At 55.6% G+C, this 23,534-nt stretch carries 26 protein-coding genes; 9 read left to right on the forward strand and 17 right to left on the reverse strand.

Features of this window, described 5'->3' with window-relative positions; genetic code table 11:
• Positions 1-7: 7 nt before the first annotated feature.
• Entirely contained in the window at positions 8-1,657 is a 1,650-nt protein-coding gene (locus ACOTY5_RS15220) for a methyl-accepting chemotaxis protein (protein WP_003856047.1), read from the reverse strand.
• Positions 1,658-1,902: 245 nt separating this feature from the next.
• On the opposite strand from ACOTY5_RS15220, the gene ytfE reads away from it, so the two are divergent.
• A complete protein-coding gene (ytfE, locus tag ACOTY5_RS15225; protein ID WP_017383941.1) occupies positions 1,903-2,565 on the forward strand; it encodes an iron-sulfur cluster repair protein YtfE in 663 nt (220 codons plus the stop codon).
• An 86-nt stretch (positions 2,566-2,651) separates the two neighbouring features.
• On the opposite strand, the gene cycA is transcribed toward ytfE, so the two are convergent.
• Together cycA and fklB are read right to left on the reverse strand one after the other, a co-directional pair.
• Positions 2,652-4,061 (reverse strand): D-serine/D-alanine/glycine transporter, encoded by a 1,410-nt coding sequence (gene cycA, locus ACOTY5_RS15230; RefSeq protein WP_015572483.1) that lies wholly within the window; start codon positions 4,059-4,061, stop codon positions 2,652-2,654.
• A gap of 314 nt (positions 4,062-4,375) precedes the next feature.
• Positions 4,376-4,996 carry an FKBP-type peptidyl-prolyl cis-trans isomerase gene (gene fklB / locus ACOTY5_RS15235; protein ID WP_008502892.1) on the reverse strand — a complete coding sequence of 207 codons (621 nt, stop codon included), beginning with the start codon at positions 4,994-4,996 and terminating at the stop codon, positions 4,376-4,378.
• Between the two features lie 231 nt (positions 4,997-5,227).
• On the opposite strand from fklB, the gene ACOTY5_RS15240 reads away from it, so the two are divergent.
• A complete protein-coding gene (locus ACOTY5_RS15240) occupies positions 5,228-5,866 on the forward strand; it encodes an OapA family protein (protein ID WP_045141839.1) in 639 nt (212 codons plus the stop codon).
• A gap of 46 nt (positions 5,867-5,912) precedes the next feature.
• Here the strand turns inward: ACOTY5_RS15240 and ACOTY5_RS15245 are convergent, their stop codons facing one another.
• From ACOTY5_RS15245 to rpsF, 5 genes are all read right to left on the reverse strand, one after another.
• Positions 5,913-6,842, reverse strand: coding sequence for a DMT family transporter (locus tag ACOTY5_RS15245; RefSeq protein WP_045350204.1), 930 nt, complete (start codon positions 6,840-6,842; stop codon positions 5,913-5,915).
• A 152-nt stretch (positions 6,843-6,994) separates the two neighbouring features.
• Entirely contained in the window at positions 6,995-7,444 is a 450-nt protein-coding gene (rplI, locus tag ACOTY5_RS15250) for a 50S ribosomal protein L9 (protein WP_006810372.1), read from the reverse strand.
• A gap of 41 nt (positions 7,445-7,485) precedes the next feature.
• Positions 7,486-7,713, reverse strand: coding sequence for a 30S ribosomal protein S18 (rpsR, locus tag ACOTY5_RS15255; protein WP_000135199.1), 228 nt, complete (start codon positions 7,711-7,713; stop codon positions 7,486-7,488).
• A 4-nt stretch (positions 7,714-7,717) separates the two neighbouring features.
• A complete protein-coding gene (gene priB / locus ACOTY5_RS15260) occupies positions 7,718-8,032 on the reverse strand; it encodes a primosomal replication protein N (RefSeq protein ID WP_003856035.1) in 315 nt (104 codons plus the stop codon).
• A 6-nt stretch (positions 8,033-8,038) separates the two neighbouring features.
• The gene (rpsF, locus tag ACOTY5_RS15265) at positions 8,039-8,434 is read right to left on the reverse strand and encodes a 30S ribosomal protein S6 (protein ID WP_003856034.1); all 396 of its coding nucleotides are present in this window, start codon (positions 8,432-8,434) and stop codon (positions 8,039-8,041) included.
• A gap of 340 nt (positions 8,435-8,774) precedes the next feature.
• Here rpsF and yjfY point away from each other — a divergent pair, with 340 nt between their 5' ends.
• The gene (gene yjfY, locus ACOTY5_RS15270) at positions 8,775-9,050 is read left to right on the forward strand and encodes a DUF1471 family protein YjfY (RefSeq protein ID WP_017383944.1); all 276 of its coding nucleotides are present in this window, start codon (positions 8,775-8,777) and stop codon (positions 9,048-9,050) included.
• 135 nt (positions 9,051-9,185) lie between these two features.
• On the opposite strand, the gene ACOTY5_RS15275 is transcribed toward yjfY, so the two are convergent.
• Genes ACOTY5_RS15275 through ulaA form a run of 6 tightly spaced genes read right to left on the reverse strand, consistent with a single transcriptional unit; the run spans position 9,186 to position 13,593 of the window.
• Positions 9,186-9,872 carry an L-ribulose-5-phosphate 4-epimerase gene (locus ACOTY5_RS15275; protein WP_017383945.1) on the reverse strand — a complete coding sequence of 229 codons (687 nt, stop codon included), beginning with the start codon at positions 9,870-9,872 and terminating at the stop codon, positions 9,186-9,188.
• The gene (locus ACOTY5_RS15280) at positions 9,865-10,725 is read right to left on the reverse strand and encodes an L-ribulose-5-phosphate 3-epimerase (protein ID WP_015572478.1); all 861 of its coding nucleotides are present in this window, start codon (positions 10,723-10,725) and stop codon (positions 9,865-9,867) included. The genes ACOTY5_RS15275 and ACOTY5_RS15280 overlap by 8 nt, the downstream gene beginning before the upstream one ends.
• Positions 10,726-10,734: 9 nt before the next feature.
• Positions 10,735-11,385 carry a 3-keto-L-gulonate-6-phosphate decarboxylase UlaD gene (gene ulaD, locus ACOTY5_RS15285; RefSeq protein ID WP_017694667.1) on the reverse strand — a complete coding sequence of 217 codons (651 nt, stop codon included), beginning with the start codon at positions 11,383-11,385 and terminating at the stop codon, positions 10,735-10,737.
• A 12-nt stretch (positions 11,386-11,397) separates the two neighbouring features.
• Positions 11,398-11,865 carry a PTS ascorbate transporter subunit IIA gene (ulaC, locus tag ACOTY5_RS15290; RefSeq protein WP_017694668.1) on the reverse strand — a complete coding sequence of 156 codons (468 nt, stop codon included), beginning with the start codon at positions 11,863-11,865 and terminating at the stop codon, positions 11,398-11,400.
• Between the two features lie 9 nt (positions 11,866-11,874).
• Complete coding sequence (ulaB, locus tag ACOTY5_RS15295; protein ID WP_045141837.1) at positions 11,875-12,180, reverse strand: PTS ascorbate transporter subunit IIB; 306 nt, start codon at positions 12,178-12,180, stop codon at positions 11,875-11,877.
• A 12-nt stretch (positions 12,181-12,192) separates the two neighbouring features.
• Positions 12,193-13,593, reverse strand: a complete 1,401-nt coding sequence (ulaA, locus tag ACOTY5_RS15300; protein WP_045141836.1) for a PTS ascorbate transporter subunit IIC — start codon at positions 13,591-13,593, stop codon at positions 12,193-12,195.
• Positions 13,594-13,952: 359 nt separating this feature from the next.
• Between ulaA and ulaG the strand changes: the two genes are divergently transcribed.
• Together ulaG and ulaR are read left to right on the forward strand one after the other, a co-directional pair.
• Positions 13,953-15,017, forward strand: coding sequence for an L-ascorbate 6-phosphate lactonase (ulaG, locus tag ACOTY5_RS15305; RefSeq protein ID WP_006810379.1), 1,065 nt, complete (start codon positions 13,953-13,955; stop codon positions 15,015-15,017).
• A gap of 110 nt (positions 15,018-15,127) precedes the next feature.
• Complete coding sequence (gene ulaR / locus ACOTY5_RS15310) at positions 15,128-15,883, forward strand: HTH-type transcriptional regulator UlaR (RefSeq protein WP_045141835.1); 756 nt, start codon at positions 15,128-15,130, stop codon at positions 15,881-15,883.
• On the opposite strand, the gene yjfP is transcribed toward ulaR, so the two are convergent.
• Positions 15,880-16,602 (reverse strand): esterase, encoded by a 723-nt coding sequence (gene yjfP, locus ACOTY5_RS15315; RefSeq protein WP_023302960.1) that lies wholly within the window; start codon positions 16,600-16,602, stop codon positions 15,880-15,882. The genes ulaR and yjfP overlap by 4 nt on opposite strands.
• Before the next feature lie 137 nt (positions 16,603-16,739).
• On the opposite strand from yjfP, the gene bsmA reads away from it, so the two are divergent.
• The 3 genes from bsmA to ACOTY5_RS15330 all read left to right on the forward strand — a co-directional run bounded on the left by bsmA (position 16,740) and on the right by ACOTY5_RS15330 (position 19,595).
• The gene (gene bsmA, locus ACOTY5_RS15320; RefSeq protein WP_017383949.1) at positions 16,740-17,069 is read left to right on the forward strand and encodes a biofilm peroxide resistance protein BsmA; all 330 of its coding nucleotides are present in this window, start codon (positions 16,740-16,742) and stop codon (positions 17,067-17,069) included.
• Between the two features lie 148 nt (positions 17,070-17,217).
• Positions 17,218-17,493 (forward strand): DUF1471 family protease activator YjfN, encoded by a 276-nt coding sequence (gene yjfN, locus ACOTY5_RS15325; protein WP_017694671.1) that lies wholly within the window; start codon positions 17,218-17,220, stop codon positions 17,491-17,493.
• 170 nt (positions 17,494-17,663) lie between these two features.
• The gene (locus ACOTY5_RS15330; RefSeq protein ID WP_045141834.1) at positions 17,664-19,595 is read left to right on the forward strand and encodes a methyl-accepting chemotaxis protein; all 1,932 of its coding nucleotides are present in this window, start codon (positions 17,664-17,666) and stop codon (positions 19,593-19,595) included.
• Here the strand turns inward: ACOTY5_RS15330 and ACOTY5_RS15335 are convergent.
• Complete coding sequence (locus ACOTY5_RS15335; RefSeq protein WP_039271960.1) at positions 19,592-21,214, reverse strand: isovaleryl-CoA dehydrogenase; 1,623 nt, start codon at positions 21,212-21,214, stop codon at positions 19,592-19,594. The genes ACOTY5_RS15330 and ACOTY5_RS15335 overlap by 4 nt on opposite strands.
• 195 nt (positions 21,215-21,409) lie before the next feature.
• Here ACOTY5_RS15335 and ACOTY5_RS15340 point away from each other — a divergent pair, with 195 nt between their 5' ends.
• A complete protein-coding gene (locus ACOTY5_RS15340; protein ID WP_047731195.1) occupies positions 21,410-22,684 on the forward strand; it encodes an MFS transporter in 1,275 nt (424 codons plus the stop codon).
• A gap of 91 nt (positions 22,685-22,775) precedes the next feature.
• On the opposite strand, the gene rlmB is transcribed toward ACOTY5_RS15340, so the two are convergent.
• The gene (rlmB, locus tag ACOTY5_RS15345; protein ID WP_062933971.1) at positions 22,776-23,507 is read right to left on the reverse strand and encodes a 23S rRNA (guanosine(2251)-2'-O)-methyltransferase RlmB; all 732 of its coding nucleotides are present in this window, start codon (positions 23,505-23,507) and stop codon (positions 22,776-22,778) included.
• Positions 23,508-23,534 lie beyond the last annotated feature (27 nt).

A 23,534-nucleotide genomic window follows, 5' to 3' on the forward strand; every position in this document is an offset into this window, starting at 1 on the left:
CACAGTATCAGAACGTTTCCCAGTTCGCTTCAGACGCCGCCGCGACGGGCTGCGCTTTAGGTGCATAGGTCTTTACCGGCGCGGCTTTCACCGCCTGGTTACGGGTGATCTTAAACACCGCCACCGCGTCGTTCAGGCGTGCAGCCTGATCTTCCAGCGCCGCCGCTGCCGCCGCAGACTCTTCCACCAGCGAGGCGTTCTGCTGGGTGACGCGATCCATCTCCGCCACCGCCTGACCCACCTGGTCGATACCGCGGCTCTGTTCGTCGGAGGCCGACGCAATCTCACCCATGATGTCCGTCACGCGCGTAACCGCATTGACGATCTCCGCCATCGTCGCGCCCGCTTCATTTACCAGCTGAGAACCCGCGTTGACGCGTTCGCCGGAATCATCGATCAGCGCTTTGATCTCTTTCGCCGCCTGTGCGCTGCGCTGGGCAAGGGTACGCACCTCGCCCGCGACAACCGCGAAGCCACGTCCCTGCTCGCCCGCGCGCGCCGCTTCTACCGCCGCGTTCAGCGCCAGAATATTGGTCTGGAAAGCAATGCCGTCGATCACGTTAGTAATTTGCGCGATTTTGCTGGAACTGGTGGCGATTTCGTCCATGGTGCGCACAACGCCCTCGACCACGTTACCGCCCTTCTTCGCGGTGGAGGAGGCGTCCAGCGCCAGACGCGACGCCTGACGCGCGTTATCGGCGTTTTGCTTCACGGTGGCGGTTAACTGTTCCATGCTGGCTGCCGTCTCTTCCAGAGAAGCGGCCTGTTGCTCGGTACGAGAGGAGAGATCGTTGCTGCCCGCCGAGATTTCACCCGCGCCGGTGTAGATGGTATCTGCGCCTTCACGCACCACGCCCACCGTGTTGGCCAGCGCAGTCTGCATCTCCTGAACGTTGCGCGCCAGGATCGCCATTTCATTTTTACCCTCAGCCTGAATCGGCTGGGTTAAATCCCCTGCGGCAATGGCGCGGATATGGTTGATCACCTCTTCCAGCGGCAGCAGCAGCACACGGCGCATCGCAATCCAGCTGGAAATAATCACCGCGATCACCAGCAGCATCACCGCAGAAAGGATCCACAGAATGCGTTTGTAGTCGCTTTCATTGTCCTGGATACCTTTGGCGGTCAGCGCGGCCTGCGCCTCACGCCACTCGCGATAAACCTTTTGCATCGCGGTCTGCTTCTGTTCGGCATTTTGTTTGAACATATCTTCCAGATTGCCCTGCCCCAGCAGAACGTTCATTTGCGTCAGCGTGGCGGAGTAGACGCGGTACTGCTCTTCCAGGCGATCGGCCAGGTGCTCGTCCATACCCGGCGTTTCCGGCAGCGCGTAGTATTTATCGTAATGGGTCTGGGCATCGGCCAGCAGGTTTTTCGCGGTATTGACCAGCTCGTTCAGCTGCCCGCCGTTAATCTGCGACGCCATGCTGCTTTGCAGGCGCAGCATACCACGGTTGAGAGTGACGCGCGCCTGGTTCAGGCTGATCCAGGCGTCGGTAAACTCCGCGACGTTCTGGCTGGAAAGCTGAGAAACGGTGAAGTTCTCTTTATCGTTATTGAGTGCGTTAATGAAAATGCCGGCGGAGATCAGCTGCATGATGCCGAGCACAAGCAGCACCGAAATCAAAAGAGTAATGACTTTTATACGTTTAAACATGCGTTGCCTTTTTTATATACAGGTATTGTCTGACCTGTATCTATCGGCACGTTCGGCAGGTTGTTTACTGTTTCTCCACCTTTAAAAACTTTCGAAAGCCCTTTTCTGCATTCAATCAGCAAGTTAAAAGCACGCTTTTTTTGTGATCCCCTTCTCATTTTCACCCTTGCCTCTAAAGGGTTATAGTATCCACCTAAAGATGCATTTAAAATGCACCTTATATTTCTGATGATGAGGTAACTGCTATGGCCTTCCGCGACCAACCCTTAGGCGAGCTGGCGCTCTCCATCCCTCGCGCTTCTGCGCTGTTCCGTAAATACGATATGGATTACTGCTGCGGTGGTAAGCAAACGCTGGCGCGCGCAGCGTCGCGTAAAGAGCTGGATGTGGAGGCTATCGAAGCGGAGCTGGCTCAGCTGGCTGAACAGCCCGTCGACAAAGACTGGCGCACCGCGCCGCTGGCTGAAATCATCGACCATATCATTGTGCGTTACCACGACCGTCACCGCGAGCAGCTGCCGGAGCTGATTTTACAGGCGACCAAAGTTGAACGCGTTCATGCCGATAAACCTTCCGTACCGCGCGGCCTGGCGAAATATCTGACCATGCTGCACGAAGAACTTTCCAGCCACATGATGAAAGAGGAGCAGATCCTCTTCCCGATGATCAAACAGGGCATGGGCAGCCAGGCCATGGGGCCCATCAGCGTGATGGAAAGCGAACATGATGACGCCGGCGAACTGCTGGAAGTGATCAAACACACCACCGACAACGTCACACCGCCGCCAGAAGCGTGCACCACCTGGAAAGCCATGTACAACGGCATTAACGAGATGATCGACGATCTGATGGAACACATCAGTCTTGAGAATAACGTTCTGTTCCCGCGTGCATTATCGGGTAAATAAAAAAGCCCGGTGGCGCTAGCGCTTACCGGGCCTACAACATCCGCGAACCTAGGCCGGGTAAGCGTCAGCGCCACCCGGCAACATGCTTAACGCATGCCCGCCATACGTTTCTTACCGATAAATAGCCAGCCCAGCCCCAGCGCGATAAACCACAGCGGCGTGACCATCAGCGCCTGTCGGGTATCTTCTTCCAGCGTCAGCAGCACCAGCACGAAGACAAAGAACGCCATGCACACCCAGCACATCAGCTTGCCCAGCGGCATCTTGTAGATCGACTTCTCGTGCAGGTGTGGACGCTGCTTGCGGTACACCAGGTACGAGCAGAGGATGATGGTCCAGACGAACATAAACAGGATCGCCGACACCGTGGTGATCATGGTGAACGCGCCGATTACGCTCGGGTTGACGTAGAGCATCACCACACCACCCAGCAGACAGATGCAGGAGAAGGTCAGCCCTTTCGCCGGTACCGCGCGTTTAGACAGTTTGGCAAACGCGCTCGGAGCAACGCCCTCCTGCGCCAGGCCGAACAGCATACGGCTGGTGGAGAAGACGCCGCTGTTCGCGGAAGAGGCCGCAGAGGTCAGCACCACGAAGTTAATCAGGCTCGCGGCAGCAGGCAGCCCCACCAGCACGAACAGCTCGACGAACGGGCTCTTGGTTGGCACCACCGAGCTCCATGGCGTCACGGACATAATGACGATCAGCGCGAACACGTAGAACATGATGATACGCAGCGGAATGGAGTTGATCGCGCGCGGCAGGGATTTCTCCGGATCTTTGGTTTCCGCCGCCGTGGTACCGACCAGCTCAATCCCGACAAACGCAAACACCGCTATCTGGAAGCCGGCAAAGAAGCCGCTGATCCCTTTCGGGAACCAGCCGCCGTCATTCCACAGATGGGCAAACGAGGCCTGTACGCCGGTTGGCGACTGGAAGTGCGTCAGCACCATCACCAGCCCGACGACAATCAGCGCGATGATGGCGACGATTTTGATCATCGCGAACCAGAACTCCATCTCACCGAACATTTTAACGGTGGCGAGGTTCAGGCTCAGCAGCAGAACAATCACCGCCAGCGAAGCCACCCAGTCCGACAGGCCGGGGAACCAGAATTGGGCGTAGGCCGTAATAGCGACAACATCCGCCATGCCGGTAACCACCCAGCAGAACCAGTAGGTCCAGCCGGTAAAATAGCCCGCCCACGGGCCGAGCAGGTCTGACGCGAAGTCGCTGAAGGATTTGTATTCGAGATTCGACAGCAGCAATTCACCCATTGCACGCATCACGAAAAAGAGCATAAAACCAATGATCATATAAACGAAGATGATCGACGGGCCGGCAAGACTGATGGTTTTGCCCGAGCCCATAAACAGCCCGGTGCCGATGGCTCCACCAATGGCAATAAGCTGAATGTGACGGTTCGTGAGATTTCGCCGTAGCGACTGTTCAGACGTCGCCTCTTCTGCGGCGGCGACTTTGACCTGATCTACCATGTGATATTTTCCTGTTTATGCCTGTCTGTGTTGTTAAGGCTCTTCTGGCCTTTATATACGCCAAATAAATGACGGACCCTGTGTAAGGACTAATCGATAGTAGGTAAGAATCGGCGGGATGAATACTATGATTTGAATATTATGTTAATAATATGTTGAAAGTGAGTGTCATATCACTCATACAGCGCGAAACAGCTCACAAAAATACACGTAACAGTTTCGTTTGCAATACAAAATGTTGATTTCGTCGTAACTCCGGGTTTTATCGCTATTTTCCTCTCCCCGATCGGAGAGAGGAAAATAAGAAAAACCGATTACAGGATTTCCAGCAGCTCGACTTCAAACACCAGGGTGCTGAATGGCGGAATGGACGCGCCAGCGCCACGCTCGCCGTAAGCCAGGTTGTGCGGGATAGTGAGTTCCCATTTGGAACCTACTGGCATCAGGGTCAGGGCTTCGATCCAGCCTGCGATAACGCCGTTGACCGGGAACTCAGCCGGTTCGCCACGCGCGACGGAGCTGTCGAACACGGTACCGTCGATCAGCTTACCGGTGTAGTGTACGCGAACGTGGTCGGTACGCGCCGGGATTGCGCCATCACCCTGATTGATTACGCGGAACTGCAAGCCGGACTCGGTGCTGTTCACGCCTTCACGCTCACGGTTCTCTTCCAGATATTTCACGCCTTCTGCCGCCATCTCTTCGAAACGCGCGCGACGTACGGCGTCAGCACGTTCGTGGATTTCACGCAGCGCACGGTGCACAACGTCAACCGGCACAGCGGGCTGCTTGCCTTCCAGCGCGTCAGCGATACCCGCCACCAGCGCTTCCGGTAACAGACCTTCCAGGCCGGATTCGCTCAGCTGCTGTCCTACCTGCAAGCCGATGCCGTAGCTTGCCTGCGCTTCGATAGTGTCAAAAGTCGGGGTGGTCATGGGTTTTCCTTCCATCACATTTAAAGTAGCGGGCAGCATATCAGCCATGCCCTTATGGGTAAAACTTTGTCTTAAGTAAAGGTGACAAACTGCGACGAAACGGAAACAATAGTAGCCGTCAGGATTTTCCCTAATATATGTCACGAAAGCTGGCTTTGTTACGCCCATCAGGCAGTTAGCAAACTACACTTCTCAGGACAGGATAAAAAGACGCGGAGCAGGAGGAGAGCCATGCCCGGGCGATTTGAACTGAAACCTACCCTGGCGAAAATCTGGCATGCGCCGGATAACTTTCGCATCATGGACCCGCTGCCGCCTTTGCACCGCAGAGGCATTATTATCGGCGCGTTGCTGATCGTCATCGGCTTCCTGCTTCCTTCCGGCAGTGACAACGTTGATACCGCGCCGGTCAGCCGGAATGCTGAGCTGGATATCCAGTCGCAAAGCCAGCCGCAGCCTGATTCACAGCCGATGCAGACGCAGCTGGTCACACCGACTAACGATCCGGGCCAGGTTGCGCCGGTTGAACCTGAACCGGTTCAGGAAGATCAGGAGCAGGCCGCCGCCCCTTCAGAGCCACAGGCGCAACAGCCCACCGGCATTGAGCAGCAGTGGCGTTCGTATCGCGTAGAGCCTGGGAAAACTCTTGCCCAGCTGTTCCGCGACCACAATCTGCCAGCAACGGATGTGTATGCCATGGCGCAAGTCGAGGGGGCAGGCAAACCGCTCAGCAACCTGCAAAATGGTCAGATGGTGCAGATCCGCCAGAATGCCAGCGGGGTGGTGACCGGGTTAACGATCGATACCGGAAACGGGCAGCAGGTACTGTTTACCCGCCAGCCGGACGGCAGTTTCATCAGAGCACGTTAATGGCCCAGGCCGGGTAAGGCGATGCCGCCACCCGGCACTTTTGTTCTCAGGCACGCCGTTTATTCACCCACCCGATCCCCGAGCAGACCAGCACCAGCGCAATCGCGTATTTGATGTCCAGAATGTTTTCGCCGAGGAAGATGGCGGAGAGCACCGTCCCTGCTACAGGTATGACAAAGTTGAACGGGGCAATCATACTCACGCGGTTTACTTTCAGCAGCGCGCTCCACAGGGCGAACGCCACGGATGAGAGCAGCGTCAGATACCCCAGCACGGCGACGGCTTTCATGCTGTGCACCTCCAGCGTCCCGCCCGTGGCATAGCCTCCCGCAACCAGTGCCGCCCCGCCTATCCCCAGCTGCCAGCCAGTCATCACCGTCGGGTCAACGGTCTGGGAAATGCGTTTACCGTAAAGCGTGGCCGCAGAGAGAATAAAGGCGGCCAGCACCACAAATCCGTCACCTTTCCAGACAAACTGGAACTCACTTAACCCGCTGTGGAAGTTCACCAGCATCACCCCGGCAAAGCCCAGAACACATCCCAGCGTTTTGTTATAGCTGAGTTTGTCGTTGTGGTAGATAAAGTGCGCCAGCAGCACGCTGAAGAAGGTCCCGGTGGCATTCATGATGGAGCCGTTCACCCCGGTCGTGTAGGCCAGGCCGATATAAAAGAAGGTGTACTGGAGGGAGGTCTGCGTCAGTCCGAGGATCGTGAGCTGGCCAAACTGCGTGGGCGTGAGCCTGCCAATCGGCTTTCGCTGGGCCAGGGCAAAAAGCAGCAGCAACGCGCCGGCAAACAGAAAACGGTATCCGGCAAAGACGACTTTGGAGGGGATATCATCGGTCGCGATCTGAAAGAGTTCGTAGCCACTTTTAATGGCCGGGTACGAGCTTCCCCAAAGCAGACAGCAGAGCGTGGCGCAGGCATAGGCCACATTGCGACGGGCAAAGACGGGCGTGGGCAGAGCAGTATCCATGACAAATCTCATAAATAAAATTGCGTTTCAATTTATTATCAGAGAATGCGTCAGGAATAGCGACCTTACAAGAGCAAAAGATGACGCAGGGTCACGCTAAAAAGCAAAACGCCGGCACAAGGCCGGCGCTTCGACGCGAGCAGAGTAAAAAATTACTCAGCTACTACGTTAACAACCAGTTTAGCGAACACTTCGCTGTGAACCTGGAAGTCAACTTCGTGCTCACCAGTGGTACGCAGAACGCCGTTCGGCATACGAACTTCGCTCTTAGCCACTTTAACGCCTGCCGCAGTAACTGCATCAGCGATATCGCGGGTACCGATGGAACCGAACAGTTTACCTTCGTCGCCAGCTTTAGACGCGATAGTAACGGTGCCCAGTGCGTTGATTGCTTCAGCGCGAGCGTTAGCAGCCGCCAGAACGTCAGCCAGTTTGGCTTCCAGTTCAGCACGACGTGCTTCGAAAAACTCTACGTTTTTCTTAGTAGCTGGAACAGCTTTACCCTGTGGAACCAGGAAGTTACGAGCGTAACCCGCTTTAACGTTTACCTGATCACCCAGGCTGCCCAGGTTTGCTACTTTATCAAGCAGAATAACTTGCATTACCTTATCCTCTTAAAGTCGTATTAATGGACCGTGCCCGATTACTGATGACGATCAGTGTACGGCAGCAGAGACAGGTAGCGAGCGCGTTTGATAGCGCGAGCCAGCTGACGCTGATATTTTGCACGAGTACCGGTGATACGGCTTGGGACAATCTTACCGCTTTCGGTGATGTAGTTTTTCAGCGTTGCGATATCTTTATAGTCGATCTCTTGAACGCCTTCCGCGGTGAAACGGCAGAACTTGCGACGACGGAAATAACGTGCCATATGGCTAGTCTCCAGAATCTATCAAATCAATCTGCTCGGCATGCAGAACCATTTTGCTCAGGCCGTTCTTTGCCTTGTGGCAAGAAATGAACCCCTGAACGATTACTGCACTACCGACCGTTAAACTGTGAGTAATGGCCTGGTTTTCGTGTCCGCTAATAATCACGGGCATTTGGCACCACGCCTGCCGGTGAAACCCGGCTTCCTCTTGCACAGAACGATGCTCAAGCACGAACTGGCAATGCGGAATTCCTGATGGGCTGACCTTTCGAAGGGGGGTCCTGCACACGGTGCCGGACAACACCAGACGGTTGGTCATCAGAAATTACTCTTCAGAATCCCCAGCATCAGAATCATCTGCGGTTTCGTTTGCGAAATCATCGCGACGCTCACGGCGCTCGTCTTTCGCTTTAACCATCGGAGATGCTTCGGTCACTGCGTGTTTGGTACGCATAACCATGCTGCGGATAACGGCATCGTTGAAGCGGAAGGTAGTTTCCAGCTCATCGATCACTTCCTGCGGAGCTTCAACGTTCATCAGAACGTAGTGTGCTTTGTGCAGTTTGTTGATCGGGTAAGCCAGCTGACGGCGGCCCCAGTCTTCCAGACGGTGGATCGTGCCTTCTGCACCAGTGATGGCAGCAGAGTAACGCTCGATCATGCCCGGAACCTGTTCGCTCTGGTCAGGGTGGACCATAAAAACGATTTCGTAATGACGCATCGAATTGCTCCTTACGGATTATTCAGCCTCCTGTCTGGGTCAGCCGAGGCCCGGGGAGGCAAGGAACGTGTTAAAGGTCGGCTGAAAAATTGACGCGTCATAATACTTGCGCCCCCCAGGAAACTCAAGCTGATTGCACAAATAATTCGCACAAAGGGTAAAGCTGTTCTAAGTGGGTGATTTAAAATCGCACTCATCAGAAGCGCTGTTTTTTTGAACAACACCATCAGAAATGGTCACCCATCGCAACCCGGGTAGCGATTACACTTTAATCAGAGACACTGAACAGAGAAGGAGAACATTACCCCGTATCACAGCACGCAGTCGTGGAGCGCATATCATGAAAAGAATCGCAATCGCCATTTTGGCTGCGCTTTTGCTCAGTGCAAACGCGATGGCAGCCATCAGAATAGACAGCCAACAGGCCAGAAACATGGATGATGTGCAGAGCTTAGGCGTTATTTACATCAATCATAACTTCGCCACTGAAAGTGAAGCAGATCAGGCGCTTAATGAAGAAACCGATGCGCAGGGCGCAAAATACTATCACGTCATGCTGACACGTGAGCCCGGCAGCAACGGTAATATGCACGCCAGTGCAGATATTTACCAGTAACGCTACATCGCTAGCACCAGGAAAGCCAACGAAAATCAAAGCCATATATAATTTGCCCCCTGCCCGGGGGCTTTTTTTATGAATGGCTCCGGAATACCACCGGTTACAACTGTTTCGGTATTCCAGAGCACTTATTCACTTCTGCCCGTAATAAGCATTCGGGCCGTGCTTACGCATGAAATGCTTGTTCATCAGGTAATCATCAATGCCCTGAAGCTGTGGGTTAATGCCGCGCGCAATCCACGCCATTCTGGCCACCTCTTCCATCACCACCGCGTTATGCACGGCGTCATGCGCATCTTTACCCCAGGAGAACGGACCATGCTGGTACACCACAATACCCGGCGTATGCAGTGGTTCCGTCTCACCCAGCGTTTCGATAATGACCCTGCCGGTGTTAAGTTCGTACTCGCCTTCGACCTCAGCCTGCGTTAACGCTCGCGTGCAGGGAATATCGCCGAAGAAGTAATCTGCGTGCGTCGTACCCAAAGCAGGGATCGCCAGCCCGGCCTGTGCCCAGGCGGTGGCGTGCGTGGAATGGGTATGCACAACGCCACCCAGAGACGGGTAACGCTGATACAGCGCCAGGTGGGTTGCCGTATCTGAAGAAGGGCGCCATTTGCCTTCAACGACGTGTCCTTCCAGGTCAACCACCACCATATCGTCCGCTTTCATGGCGTCATAGGCCACGCCGCTCGGCTTAATCACCACTAGCCCCTGCTCGCGATCGATGGCGCTTACGTTGCCCCAGGTAAACGTCACCAGTCCATAGCGCGGGAGATCCATATTGGCTTCAAAGACCTGCTGTTTCAGCTTAAGCATGTTCCGCCTCCATCAGCCCTGCCCGCGCCATGCGCTCGCGCACCCAGTCCCGGGCTTTCGCCACTTCTGCCGCCGGGTCGTCCGCGGTTTCGCTCCACATCTCAATCAGGTAAGGCCCGCAATAACCTGTCTGTTTGAGCGTCTGGAAGCACCGTTCGAAATCCACCACCCCGGTGCCGAACGGTACGTTTTTAAACACGCCAGGACGGGTATCTTTAACGTGCACCGCCACGATATGCCCGATGCCCGCCTGAAGCTCCATCTGTACATCGTTATCCCATGCCGACAGGTTTCCGATATCCGGATAAAGCTGGAACCATGGGTTGTTCAGATAGTGCGCATAGCCCAGCGCCTTGCTGATGGAGTTCATCAACGGATAATCCATGATCTCCATCGCCAGCGTCACCTGCGCACGGCTTGCCATCTCAACGCTCTCTTTCAGGCCCTCCCGGAAACGACGGCGCGTTTCATCGTTGGCTTCCTGATAGTAAACATCGTAACCCGCCAGTTGGATCACGCGGATGCCGACATCCTGTGCAAAGCGAATGGCTTTACGCATGATCTCCAGCCCTTCGGCGCGTACAGCATCATCTTCGCTGCCAAGCGGAAAACGACGATGAGCGCTCAGGCACATGGATGGCACGCGCACGCCGGTTTCGGCAATGGCGCTCACCAGCGCCAGACGCTGGTCGCGGCGCCAGTCCAGGCGAGAAAGACGCTCGTCCGTCTCATCCACAGACATTTCGACAAAATCGAAACCCAGCTGCTTCGCCAGCTGTAACCGCTCCAGCCAGCACTCCCCCGCAGGGAGTGCCTTTTCATAGATGCCAAGCGGGACCTGTTTTGACAACATACCCGCTCCTTAACCCCAAAGCTGAGCGATTGAGCGTTTGAACTGACGCGCCGCTTCCACCGGAGACGCAGCATCACGAATGCTACGACCGGCAATAAAGACGTGAATCGGGATACCCTGGAACAGCGGCAGATCCTCCAGCGCCAGGCCACCGGTGACGGTCACTTTGAAGCCCATATCGGCCAGACGTTTGATCGCGCTGATATCGGCTTCGCCCCACGCCACGCCTGCGGCCTGCGCATCACGGCTACGGTGATAAACCACCTGCTGGATACCCGCTTCGCGCCACTCCTGCGCCTGCTCCCAGGTCCAGAAACCAGTCAGTTCAATCTGCACGTCGCCGTTGAACTCTTTCGCCACGTCCAGCGCGCCTTTCGCGGTGTTGATATCCGCACAGCAGATCACGGTGACCCAGTCGGCGTTGGCTTCAAAGCACATGCGAGAGAGGATTTTGCCCGCGTCGGCGATTTTGGCATCCGCCAGCACGATTTTATGCGGATAGAGCGCCTTCAGGTCACGAACCGCACGAACGCCTTCGCCCACGCACAGAATGGTGCCGACTTCGATGATGTCCACTTCTTCCGCAATCAGACGGGTGGTTTCGTAAGCGTGAGACAGAGTCTGGTTATCCAGCGCGACCTGCAACATTGGTAATGACATTTTCAATTCCTCTTAAACGGCCGCCGCAGTGGCGTTATCAATTAAATCCAGCACGTCCTGCGCGGTACGACAGGCGCGTAAACGGTCAAAATTAGCTTCATCATCAAACAGATTGACGATCTGCATGATCCCCACCTCCTGGTGGGTGTTGGCATCGACAGCCGCCATGGTGATCAGAATATCGACCGGGTCGTTATCTTCGTGGTTGAACACCAGTGGTTTTTTCAACGTCACCAGCGCAAAACCGGTTTTCTTGACGCCCTCTTCGGGACGGCCATGCGGCATTGCCAGCCCCGGGGCAATCACAAAATAGGGTCCAAACTGCGCCACGCCATCCAGAATGGCCTGGTAATAATGCGGCTCGACAACGTCCGCCTTAACCAGCAGGTCCACGCCCAGCTTCACCGCTTCCTGCCAGGTGCTGGCTTCGGCCTGTAAAAGGATGGAGTTATTCTCTGCCAGCGAATCACGTAGTTTCATGTGGCATCCTTACTTCACGTCTTGTGGGAAGTATTCTTTGATCACTTCCAGCAGCTTTGGCCCGAAATCCGCAGGCGACAGCATGTTGCGTACGCCTACCACGTATTTGTTGCCCGACACGCTAATCTCGCCGGCAATGTGCGTTGAGGCGATGATGATGTCCGCGCCGTTCAGTTCACTTTTGTATTCACCCACTGCGCAGCTGTTCACCGTGTGGTCAATGTTTGACTGGGTTAAAAACTGGTCCACTTTCATCTTCATGATCATGGAGCTACCTTGCCCATTGCCACACACAGCCAGGATACGTACGGTCATAATCGAAACTCCTTAATGAGCAGACACTTCTGCTGTTTGTTTTTCTGCATCTTCTTCAGCCCGCAGCGAACGGCCAGCGAAGAACATATAAGCCAGGGCAATCAGGATGATGACGGCCATAAAGACCAGCCCGATGGACGCAAAGCCCTGCATCATCGGCGGCGCCAGAATTGACCAGTCCGCCATGCCCATCCAGGCGCTCATGCCAGTGAGCTTGACCGCCCACACGCACCCGAAGATTTCAACCATGCCCATCACCAGGCAGATCTTGAGCGCTGCGCGCCATCCGCCGAAGTGGTTAGCAAACACGCCGATAGTGGCGTTGGAGAAGAACATCGGGATAAAGCCAGGAATAATCAGGATTGAGGAGCCACAGCCCACCAGGATGCCGACTGCAATCAGCTGGCCGATGGTGCCCCACATAAAGCCCCAGACGACGGCGTTTGGCGCAAAGCTATAGATAGCCGCACAGTCAATCGCCAGCACCGCGCCAGGGATCAGGCGCTGGGAGATGCCGTTAAACGCTTCCGACAGTTCGGCGACGAACATACGCACGCCCTGGGTGATGATGAAAATGGCCACCGCGAAGGAGAAACCGGTTTGCAGGATATAGACCGTCCAGTGGGTTTTACCCGCCATCGCCTGCACCACGTCAATGCCAAAGGAGAGCAGGATGGCACCGAAGAAGATGGTCATCACAATTGCCGTGGAGACGATGTTGTCGTGGAAGATATTCAGCCAGCCAGGCAATTTGAGGTCTTCAACACTCTCCTCTTTTTTGCCCAGGTACGGCGCAACTTTGTAAGCAATCCAGGAGGCGAACTGCTGCTGGTGACCGATGGAGAAGCCGCAGCCGTCCGTAACGTCCTGCGTTGGCTTATACATCATGTTGGAGGTGATGCCCCAGTAAAGCGAGACCAGTATTGCCGTGCAGATGACGGTGGTCCACATTGGGTAGCCGAAGATATAGAGAGAAACCGCAATCAGCCCCGCCTGCTGGAACATGATGTGCCCGGTGAGCATGATGGTGCGAATACCGGTGATGCGGCGCAGGAGCACGTAAATGATGTTCAGCGCCAGCGCGAGCAGTACCGCATACCCAACCCAGCTGTACGCATCCCCCATACGATCGATGGTGGCCATCATGGACGCGTAAGTGTCAGAGATGGCGCCGTTAATGCCGTACACCTCTGACATTTTGGCAACAACCGGCTTAAACGTGCTGGTCAGAATGCCAGACCCCGCCTGCAACAGCATAAAACCAATGATGGTTTTGATGGTGCCTTTGATAATCACGCTGACGCTTTTGCGCAGCAGGATGTACCCCAGGCACGTCACGATACCCAGCAACAGCGGGGCGTTGGTCATTACCTGATTAAAGAAAACGGTAAAGACGTTGTAGAGGATCTCCATAACTCTCTCCAGAAAATGAGAACACGAGGGGTAATCCCTGTGTGGTTGGTGCCATCACTCTATTAATCACAAATAATCATCACAAGATTGCATTTGATTATTTGTGACGGATCACGCAATTTATTTCCATGGTGTTAGTAATGATTTTCACTACCGATGAGAATAAATAAATTAACCCTTACAATTCAGTAAATTAATCATTGATAGCGGTTATCTTACCAACGTAAAAATTGTTTTTCTGTGACATGGAGAGGGGAATTTTCCGCAAATCAGCCATTGCAAATCGATTAAAACAGTGCCAGCATTAATCACAACAAGTCATATAGTGATTACTTTTGATTAAAACCAGGAGTCAAACGATGAGTAAAGTGAAAACCATCACCCGTGAATCATGGATTCTGAGTACCTTTCCGGAGTGGGGTAGCTGGCTGAACGAAGAGATCGAGCAGGAACAGGTTGCTCCTGGCACATTTGCGATGTGGTGGCTGGGCTGCACCGGGATCTGGCTGAAATCAGAAGGCGGCGCCAACATTTGTGTTGATTTCTGGTGCGGCACCGGCAAACAGAGCCACGGCAATCCACTGATGAAAAAAGGCCACCAGATGCAGCGTATGGCCGGCGTTGAAAAGCTCCAGCCGAACCTGCGCACCACGCCTTTCGTGCTGGATCCTTTTGCCATTCGTCAGATCGACGCCGTACTCTCTACCCACGATCACAACGATCATATCGACGTGAACGTGGCGGCAGCGGTAATGCAAAACTGCGCGGACGACGTACCGTTTATTGGGCCGCAGACCTGCGTGGATTTGTGGATTGGCTGGGGCGTGCCAAAAGAGCGCTGCATCGTGATGAAGCCGGGCGACGTAGTGAAAATCAAAGACATTGAAATTCACGCGCTGGATGCCTTTGACCGTACCGCGCTGATCACCCTGCCTGCCGACCAGAAAGCCGCAGGCGTACTGCCAGACGGGATGGATGAGCGCGCGGTGAACTACCTGTTCAAAACGCCTGGCGGTTCCCTGTATCACAGCGGTGACTCCCACTACTCCAACTATTACGCGAAGCACGGTAACGAGCATCAGATTGACGTGGCGCTTGGCTCTTACGGTGAAAACCCGCGCGGGATCACCGACAAAATGACCAGCGCAGACATGCTGCGTATGGCCGAAGCGCTGAACACCAAGGTGGTGATCCCGTTCCACCACGATATCTGGTCAAACTTCCAGGCCGATCCGCAAGAGATCCGCGTCCTGTGGGAGATGAAAAAAGACCGCCTCAAGTATGGCTTCAAGCCGTTCATCTGGCAGGTTGGCGGCAAGTTCACCTGGCCGCTGGATAAAGACAATCTTGAGTACCACTACCCGCGTGGTTTCGATGATTGCTTTACGATTGAACCCGATCTGCCGTTCAAATCCTTCCTCTGATTCTGAGGCCCAATCGCCAGACCTTGCGTCTGGCGATGTCATATTTATCTTAGTAATTTCACGCTATTTCAAATATCATCTTTTCAAATCAATTCTTATCGGAATAGCTCATGACGGAAGCGCAACGGCATCAAATTTTACTGGAACTCCTGGCGCAAACAGGGTTTATCACCGTCGAGAAAGTGATCGAACGTTTAGGGATCTCCCCCGCTACCGCGCGGCGGGACATTAACAAGCTGGATGAGAGCGGCAAGCTGAAAAAAGTCCGCAACGGTGCAGAGGCCATCAGCCAGCAGCGTCCACGCTGGACGCCGATGAACATCCACCAGGCGCAGAATCACGATGAAAAGGTGCGGATTGCCAGAGCGGCATCACAGCTGGTAAATCCTGGAGAAAGCGTGGTGATCAACTGCGGTTCGACGGCGTTTCTGCTGGGCCGTGAGGTGTGCGGCAAGCCGGTGCAGATCATCACCAACTATTTGCCGCTGGCCAACTATCTCATTGACCAGGAACATGAAAGCGTGGTGATCATGGGCGGCCAGTATAACAAGAGCCAGTCCATCACCCTTAGCCCGCAGGACAGTGAAAACAGCCTCTACGCCGGGCACTGGATGTTTACCAGCGGCAAAGGTCTGACGGCGGATGGCCTGTATAAAACCGATATGCTCACCGCAATGGCAGAGCAGAACATGCTTAACGTAGTGGGCAAACTGGTGGTGCTGGTCGACAGCAGCAAGGTCGGTGAACGCGCCGGCATGCTTTTCAGCCGCGCCGAGCAAATCAGCATGGTGATCACCGGCAAAAACGCCAACCCCGAGATCCTCAGCAAGCTGGAGGATCAGGGTGTCACAGTGCTGCGCGTTTAAAGGTGCTGACGGAAGAATTCCACGGTTGACTCCAGCGCGGCCGGGGTAATACGGTGCCGGACACCTGCTCCCCACAGGCAGGTCAGATTGCTGTCCAGCCCTTCACGCTGTAGCGCCTGTTGCAGGCGGAACGTTTCACCGGGCGGTACGACGTCATCGGCGTCCCCATGCCACAGAAGCAGCGGACGATCGGCCAGCTGCGAAAGCGCATGGCTGACGTCCCATTCAGACAACAGGGCCTCAATCTCCTGAGGGGCCTGCGGCGGGAACAGCGTCTTTGCCAGTGACGTAAAGTAGCCCGATCCCATCAGGCAAGCCACGGACGTCACCTCCGGATGCCTGGCCATGATCCCCAGCGCCGTCATTCCGCCCATTGATGCGCCTGCGACCGCCAGCCGTTTCCCCTCCACCAGCCCGGCCTGCAAGAGCGCGTCACGCAGCCCGGCGAACTCGGTCAGATTGCCGTGCAGCGTTTGCCAGAACAGCCCCAGCCGCGCCTGCTCATCGCCCGTAAAGCGTGCCCCATGATTCGGCGCATCAGGCATGACCACCCGGAAACCGGCCTGCGCCAGCGCGACGGCAAAATAGCTGTAGACCAGCTTCGAGGAGAGAAAGCCATGATAGAAAACTACCGTCGGCAGCGGCTGTTCACCTTTACCAGCCGAAAAAGCATGGATGATTTCATGCCCACTCAGCTGGCGAGTTTCAATTTCAATCATTGTCGATCCTGTGCTGATGAATGATTCATAATGTTGAGAGCTGGATTACGGTTTCACGATATTTTCATTCGAAATCTACGTCCCAGATAACACTTCGGGAACATTCCCCCAAAACTAAATTCGCAGACAACTACACTATGGCTATCAGGAAAAGAGACAGGTTTATGCGCAGGCTTACGGCTTTATTGCTGGTCTCACTGCTCAGCGGATGTTCCATATTGCAGGGTACGCCAGAACCGGCGCCGCCGGTTACCGATCATCCTCAGGAAATTCGTCGTAATCAGACGGAAGGATTACAACGCCTGGGTACCGTATCCGCGATGGTTCGTGGTTCCCCGGATGATGCAGAAGACGCAATTGAAGCACAGGCAGTTGCCGCAAAAGCAGATTATTACGTCATCACGATGATTGATGAAACCATTATTACGGGACAGTGGTACGCCCAGGGAATTTTGTACCGTAAGTAAGCATCATCATTTGAACGACTTTTACACTGCTTTGCGTCCGTAGACATTTTCCTGTCCACAATAAACTCCATGCCAGCAACAATGGAAATGAGTTTATTCGCGAAGGATTGCCCGGCGGATACCGGAGACACGTGAAAAGGAGCTGACGATGAAACGAACCCTTGCTTTAACGACGCTATTGCTTTCAGCGGGCCTGCTGAGCACCACGGCGCAGTCGGCCGAATTTGCCAGCGCGGATTGCGTCACTGGCCTGAACGAGATTGGTCAGATCTCCGTCAATAATATCACGGGAAGTCCGCAAGACGTTGAACGTGTCGTCGCCCTGAAGGCCGATGAACAGGGCGCATCCTGGTATCGCATCGTCCAGATGCAGGAAGATAACCATGTTAATCACTGGCGCGTGCAGGCCATTCTTTATGCATAATCCCTTCCGATAAAAGCCACTTAATTTTAGTGGCTTTTCACTTTTGCAAATTTTTTACCTCTCCCGAAACTTAATAAAAACAAACATGTAACATTCAGTTACATTAAACAGATAAACGTTCTCTTCGCTCTGCCGTTGAACAGCCATCACTTTTCAATAATGAGCAATTTATGATCACCTTTTTCCGCCGGGCAGGTCTGGGCACGAAGCTATCGCTGCTAACAGGTGCAAGTGTCGCCACGCTTTTTTTGCTGTTCACTTTTCTGTTGAGCCACAACGCCAGCCAGCAGCTTGAAGATCTTGCGGTTGAAGACCTGCATAACCAGTCCACCGGCATGGTGGATATGGTAGAGATGTTCAACACCAGCCTGAGCGAAGAGGTTGAAAGCTATACCCGTCTGTTCACCACCTTTTTGCCACAGCCGCTGAACAGCGACAGCAGCCAGAGCCGGACCATAAACGGGCTTACCGTTCCTCTGCTGAAAGGCGGCGAAACGGAGTTGCATGAAAACAATACGCTTTCTGATGACTTCCTGAGCCGAACGGGCGCCATCTCGACGCTGTTTGTCCGCAGCGGTAACGATTTTATCCGCGTGGCCACGTCGCTGCGCAAAGAGAATGGCGACCGCGCCATCGGAACCGTTCTTGATACCACCAGCCCGGCATTTGCGGCTGTCACCAAAGGGAAGGTCTATCGTGGCCTCGCGCTGCTGTTCGGCAAGCGCTATATCACGCAGTACCAGCCTGTTAAAAATGCGGAAGGCCAGGTTATCGGGATTATCTTTGTCGGTGTGGACATCACCCATTCGTGGAACGTCATGCGCGAGAAAATCCTTAACCGTCGTCTGGGCGAGAGCGGCCACTTCTTTGTACTGGATCGCAGCAGCGGCAAAACGCGCGGACAGTATCTGTTCCATGCCAGCGATGAGGGCAAACTGCCCAACTGGGACACGGCGACACAGCAGCAGCTTCTGAGTGAGAAAGCCGGCACGCTGGAGCGCGTGAGCGCAGATGGCCGTACGCTCAAAGTTGCCTACACGCCGCTGCCGGGCTGGAACTGGACCATCGTGGGTGAAGTGGATAAAGCCGTACTGCTTTCAAGCGTCACCACGCTGCGCGATCGCTTCCTGATCGCGGGCGTGGTGCTATCCGTGCTCTTCGCGGGCCTGTTCGTTATCCTCATTCGCCGGATGCTAACCCGCCCACTGCGCGCAGTGATCGCGCTTGCCCGGCAGTATGCCGCAGGCGATCTGCGCGCCAGCCTGCCGGTAACCCGCCAGGATGAGGTCGGCCAGCTGATTGATGCCATCAACGGGATCGGGGGCGGCCTGCAAAAAATTGTGTTGCAGGTCCGCGAGGCCGCAAGCGAAATCCATCTGGGGACTAACGCGCTGGCTTCAGATACCGGTGAGATTTCTGAACAGATCAACAAACAGGCCAGCAGCGTTGAGGAGACCTCCGCCAGCATGGAGCAATTAGCCGCCACCGTGCAGCAAAATGCCGCCAACATGGAGCAAACTCAGCAGCTGGTAGGTGAAACCTCGCGCGCGGTGCATCAGGGTGGAGAAACGGTGACCCACGCAGTCTCCACCATGGATGATATTCGTGATGCATCGAAACGCATTGAAGACATCACCCGCGTGATTGAGTCCATCGCTTTCCAGACCAATATCCTGGCGCTCAATGCGGCGGTTGAAGCGGCGCGGGCGGGCGAGCACGGGAAAGGTTTCGCAGTGGTGGCGCAAGAGGTACGCGCCCTGGCCGCACGCAGCGCCAACGCGGTAAAAGAGATTGAACAGCTGATTGGCGACACGCTGAACAAGGTGAGCGAAGGCCATGCGCTGTCTGAGCAGACGCGTCTGGCGATGGATGCCATCATTGTTCATATCGATAACATCAGCCAGCTTGTCACCGAGATCAACCACGCCTCCCGCGAGCAGTCTGCGGGGATTGGTCAGGTGAATCTGGCGATGACGCACATCGGTGAGGCATCGCACATCAATGCCGATCGCATCTCGCGCAGCGAGCAGACGGCACAGACGCTGCGCGAGAAGGGTTCACATCTCACCCGGCTGGTGAGCCTGTTCCAGCTGAAGGCTTAACCGACCCGGCCCGTGGCGCGCAGCAGCAGGTCGGTTTGCACCTGTTCGCTCATCAGCGTGCCGCCTCGGGTATCCAGCATCATGCGGCACCACGCCTGCGCCACGGGCGGCGATGCGTGCCGCAGCATCTGGCTTCCGGCCCCGAGTAAAAAGAGCTGCCGCGCGATCTCCCTGCCCTGCGCTTCCTGCGGTTTACGCAGCTTCTGCTGTAGCTGCCGCCAGCTGCGATCGAAGTGCCTGTCCTGACCTTTGACCTGCACGAAATCATCGGCGAGCAGGTCGAGAATGCCCGACTGCTTCGCCAGCACGCGCAGTACATCCAGGCACATAATATTGCCAGAGCCTTCCCAGATGCTGTTGACGGGCATTTCACGGTACAACCGCGGAAGTTCACTCTCTTCGCAATAGCCTGCACCGCCCAGCACCTCCATTGCCTCTGCCACAAACGGTATGCCCGCTTTGCAGACGCTGTATTTTGCCGCCGGAGTGAAAAGCCGCGCCCATGCGGCCTCCTGCGGGTCGGTGCGGTTGTCCCACGCCCGGGCGAGTCGGAACAGCAGTGCCGTGTGTCCCTCCAGCACCAGCGCCATACGGCTTAGCACGTCGCGCATTAACGGCTGGTCGATCAGATTTTTGCCGAAGGTCTGCCGCTGATGGGCATGATAAAGCGCCACCGAGAGCGCACGGCGCATCAATCCGTGGCTGCCAAGCGCACAGTCAAAGCGCGTCAGCCCGCCCATCTTCAGAATTTGCCGGACACCTTCACCCTCTTCGCCCAGCAGCCAGCCGTAAGCATCAAGGAACTCAGCCTCACTGCTGGCATTTGAACGGTTACCGAGCTTGTCCTTCAGACGCTCAAGGCGCACGGCATTACGTTGCCCGTCGGGTAAAAAACGCGGAACAAAAAAGCAGGAAAGCCCGCCCTTCGCCTGCGCCAGCACCAGATGCGCATCGCTCTGCGGCACGGAGAAAAACCATTTGTGCCCCACCAGCCGGTAACTGCCATCACTGAATTTCTCTGCTTTGGTGGTATTACTGAGTACGTCCGAACCGCCCTGCTTTTCCGTCATCCCCATGCCGATCAGCAGGCCGCGCTTTTGCGCCCCCGGTGCGAGATGGGGATCGTAGCGATCGCTCATCAGCGGCGTTAACCAGTCGTGAAACGGTTTGGGCAGCGACTGTAGCAACAGCGGCGTGGCGGCGAAGGTCATGGTCACCGGGCATAGCGTTCCCGCCTCCACCTGTGCATGAAGCACAAAACGCGCGGCCCGGGCGACGAACGATCCTTTCCGCGCCTCCTCCTCCCACGCCAGGTTGTGCACCCGGTTGGCGCAAAGCCCCTGCATCAGAAGATGCCATGCCGGATGAAAGCGGACGTCATCCAGCCTCGCTCCCGTGGCGTCATAACGCAGCAGCTCCGGCGGATTAACGTTCGCCAGCCTGCCCAGCTCCAGTGACTCCGCCGTACCCAACTGCTGTCCGATGCTGGCAAGAAGATCCACATCCCACTCAGCCCCTTCGCGCGCTACCGCATCGCGCAGGGCGCAATCAGAGAGAAAAAGGTTGCTGTTCGATAGCGGTGCAGGTTGATTAAAAACGGTATGTGTCTGCCAGTGCATGCTGTCTCCCTCCTTTCATTGGCAATAAAGGTAAGTATGGACAGAGGGCATGCACGCTGCATGGGAGGGGGGTCACACGATGACGATCGTGTTGATATCATTCGTGAAATAGCTCACAGAACATAAGAATAAACTATTTCATTACTTCACTAATGCTGAATAATTTATTCTTACCCCGTTTTTGTGAGGATCGTTATGCAACAGGATGCGCACAAGCGTGCATTAATTGCAGGCTCCATCGGTAATTTCATCGAGTGGTATGAATTTGCGGTCTACGGTTTTCTGGCAACGGTGATTGCCAGAAACTTCTTCCAGCTTGAGGGGGAAGCGGAGCTCACCAGCCTGATCCTCACCTGGGCCTCGTTCGCCATCGCTTTCTTCTTCCGTCCGCTGGGTGCGGTGGTCTTTGGCCGCATTGGCGACAGGATTGGCCGCAAACCGACGCTGATTATAGTGCTGGTATTGATGACGCTCGCCACCGCTGCCATCGGTATTGTGCCGGTCTACGCCAGTATCGGGATTGCCGCGCCGCTGATCGTTACGCTCCTGCGTATTCTGCAAGGACTGTTCGCGGGCGGTGAGTATGGCGGTGCGGTCTCATTGATGACGGAGTTCGCCCCGCGCGGCCAGCGCGGTCTTTACGGGGCATGGCAGTCCTTTACCGTGGCGCTCGGGCTGTTAGCGGGCGCAGGCATTGTCGCGTTGCTCTCTGCCCTGCTCTCCCCTGAAGCCTTGCACGACTGGGGCTGGCGCATTCCGTTCTTCCTGGCGTTGCCGATGGGTGCGGTCGCGCTATGGCTGCGGGTGAGCATGGAAGAGACGCCGAGCTTTGTGCAGCAACGGGAAAAACCGGTTGTTACTCAGGCCAGCACCGCCGCCACGTTCAAAACCATCCTGATGGGCATTGGCCGCGTGATGGTCTGGTCTGCGGCGGGTTATACCTATCTGGTGATTATGCCGACCTATCTGCAATCAGCGCTGCACACCGGTTTTAACCAGGCGTTACTGATTGCGGTGATTTCTAACATTGGGTTTGCGCTCACGATCATTCCGTCGGGCATGCTGAGCGACAGGATCGGGCGGCGCACGGTGATGATTATCGCCACCGTGCTCCTGCTGATCCTCGCCCTGCCGCTGCTGAAAATTTTGCAGGCGGAATCCAGTACGCTGGCAGTCAAAGCGATTGTGGTGCTGATTGCGGGGGGTCTGGTTGGGATGCTGGCAGGGCCGGGGCCGGCAATGCTGTCTGAGATGTTCCCGACGCGCGTGCGTTATACCGGGCTGGGGCTGGCCTATTCTCTGTCGAATGCGATCTTCTCGGGCTGTGCGGGGCTGATCATTACCGGGCTGATTAAAGAGACGGGCAATCTGGATATTCCGGCGTACTACGTGATGGCAACGGCGGTGGTGAGTATTTTCGCGCTGATGACGCTGAGAAAGGATGACCATTTACGGTCGTTAGAGGAGTGAGATTGTTGCCCGGTGGCGCTACGCTTACCGGGCCTACGGTACCATGCTTTTGTAGGCCGGGTAAGGCGAAGCCGCCACCCGGCACAACAGGCTACCCGCGCTGACGCACCGCTTCAAACAGGCAGATACCCGTCGCAACGGAAACGTTCAGGGACGATACGCTGCCCGCCATTGGGATGCTGATCAGCTCATCGCAGTGCTCGCGCGTCAGACGACGCATACCTTCGCCTTCCGCTCCCATCACCAGCGCCATACGGCCGGGCATTTTGCTCTGGTACAGGGTGTGATCCGCTTCACCGGCTGTTCCTACGATCCAGATATTTTCTTCCTGCAACAGACGCATGGTGCGCGCCAGGTTAGTCACGCGGATTAACGGGACGTTTTCCGCCGCGCCGCAGGCGACTTTTTTAGCGGTAGCGTTAAGCTGCGCGGAGCGATCTTTTGGCACAATCACCGCATGCACGCCTGCTGCATCGGCGCTACGCAGGCACGCGCCCAGGTTATGTGGGTCGGTTACGCCATCGAGGATCAGGAAGAACGGGTTCTCCAGCCCGGCGATCAGATCCGGCAGATCGTTCTCCTGATACTGACGGCCTGGCTTCACGCGCGCGATAATACCCTGGTGTACAGCACCTTCGCTTTTTTCATCCAGATACTGGCGGTTCGCCAGCTGGATCACTACGCCCTGCGCTTCCAGCGCGTGGATCAGCGGCATCAGACGTTTATCTTCACGCCCTTTCAGAATAAAAACTTCCTGAAAACGCTCCGGCGCGCGCTCCAGCAGGGCCTGCACCGCGTGGATGCCGTAAATCATTTCACTCATTGATGGTTCTCGTAATAAATATTTTCC

The organism is Enterobacter cloacae complex sp. SHL018 (genome assembly GCF_049237905.1).
Taxonomy (GTDB): domain Bacteria; phylum Pseudomonadota; class Gammaproteobacteria; order Enterobacterales; family Enterobacteriaceae; genus Enterobacter; species Enterobacter hormaechei_C.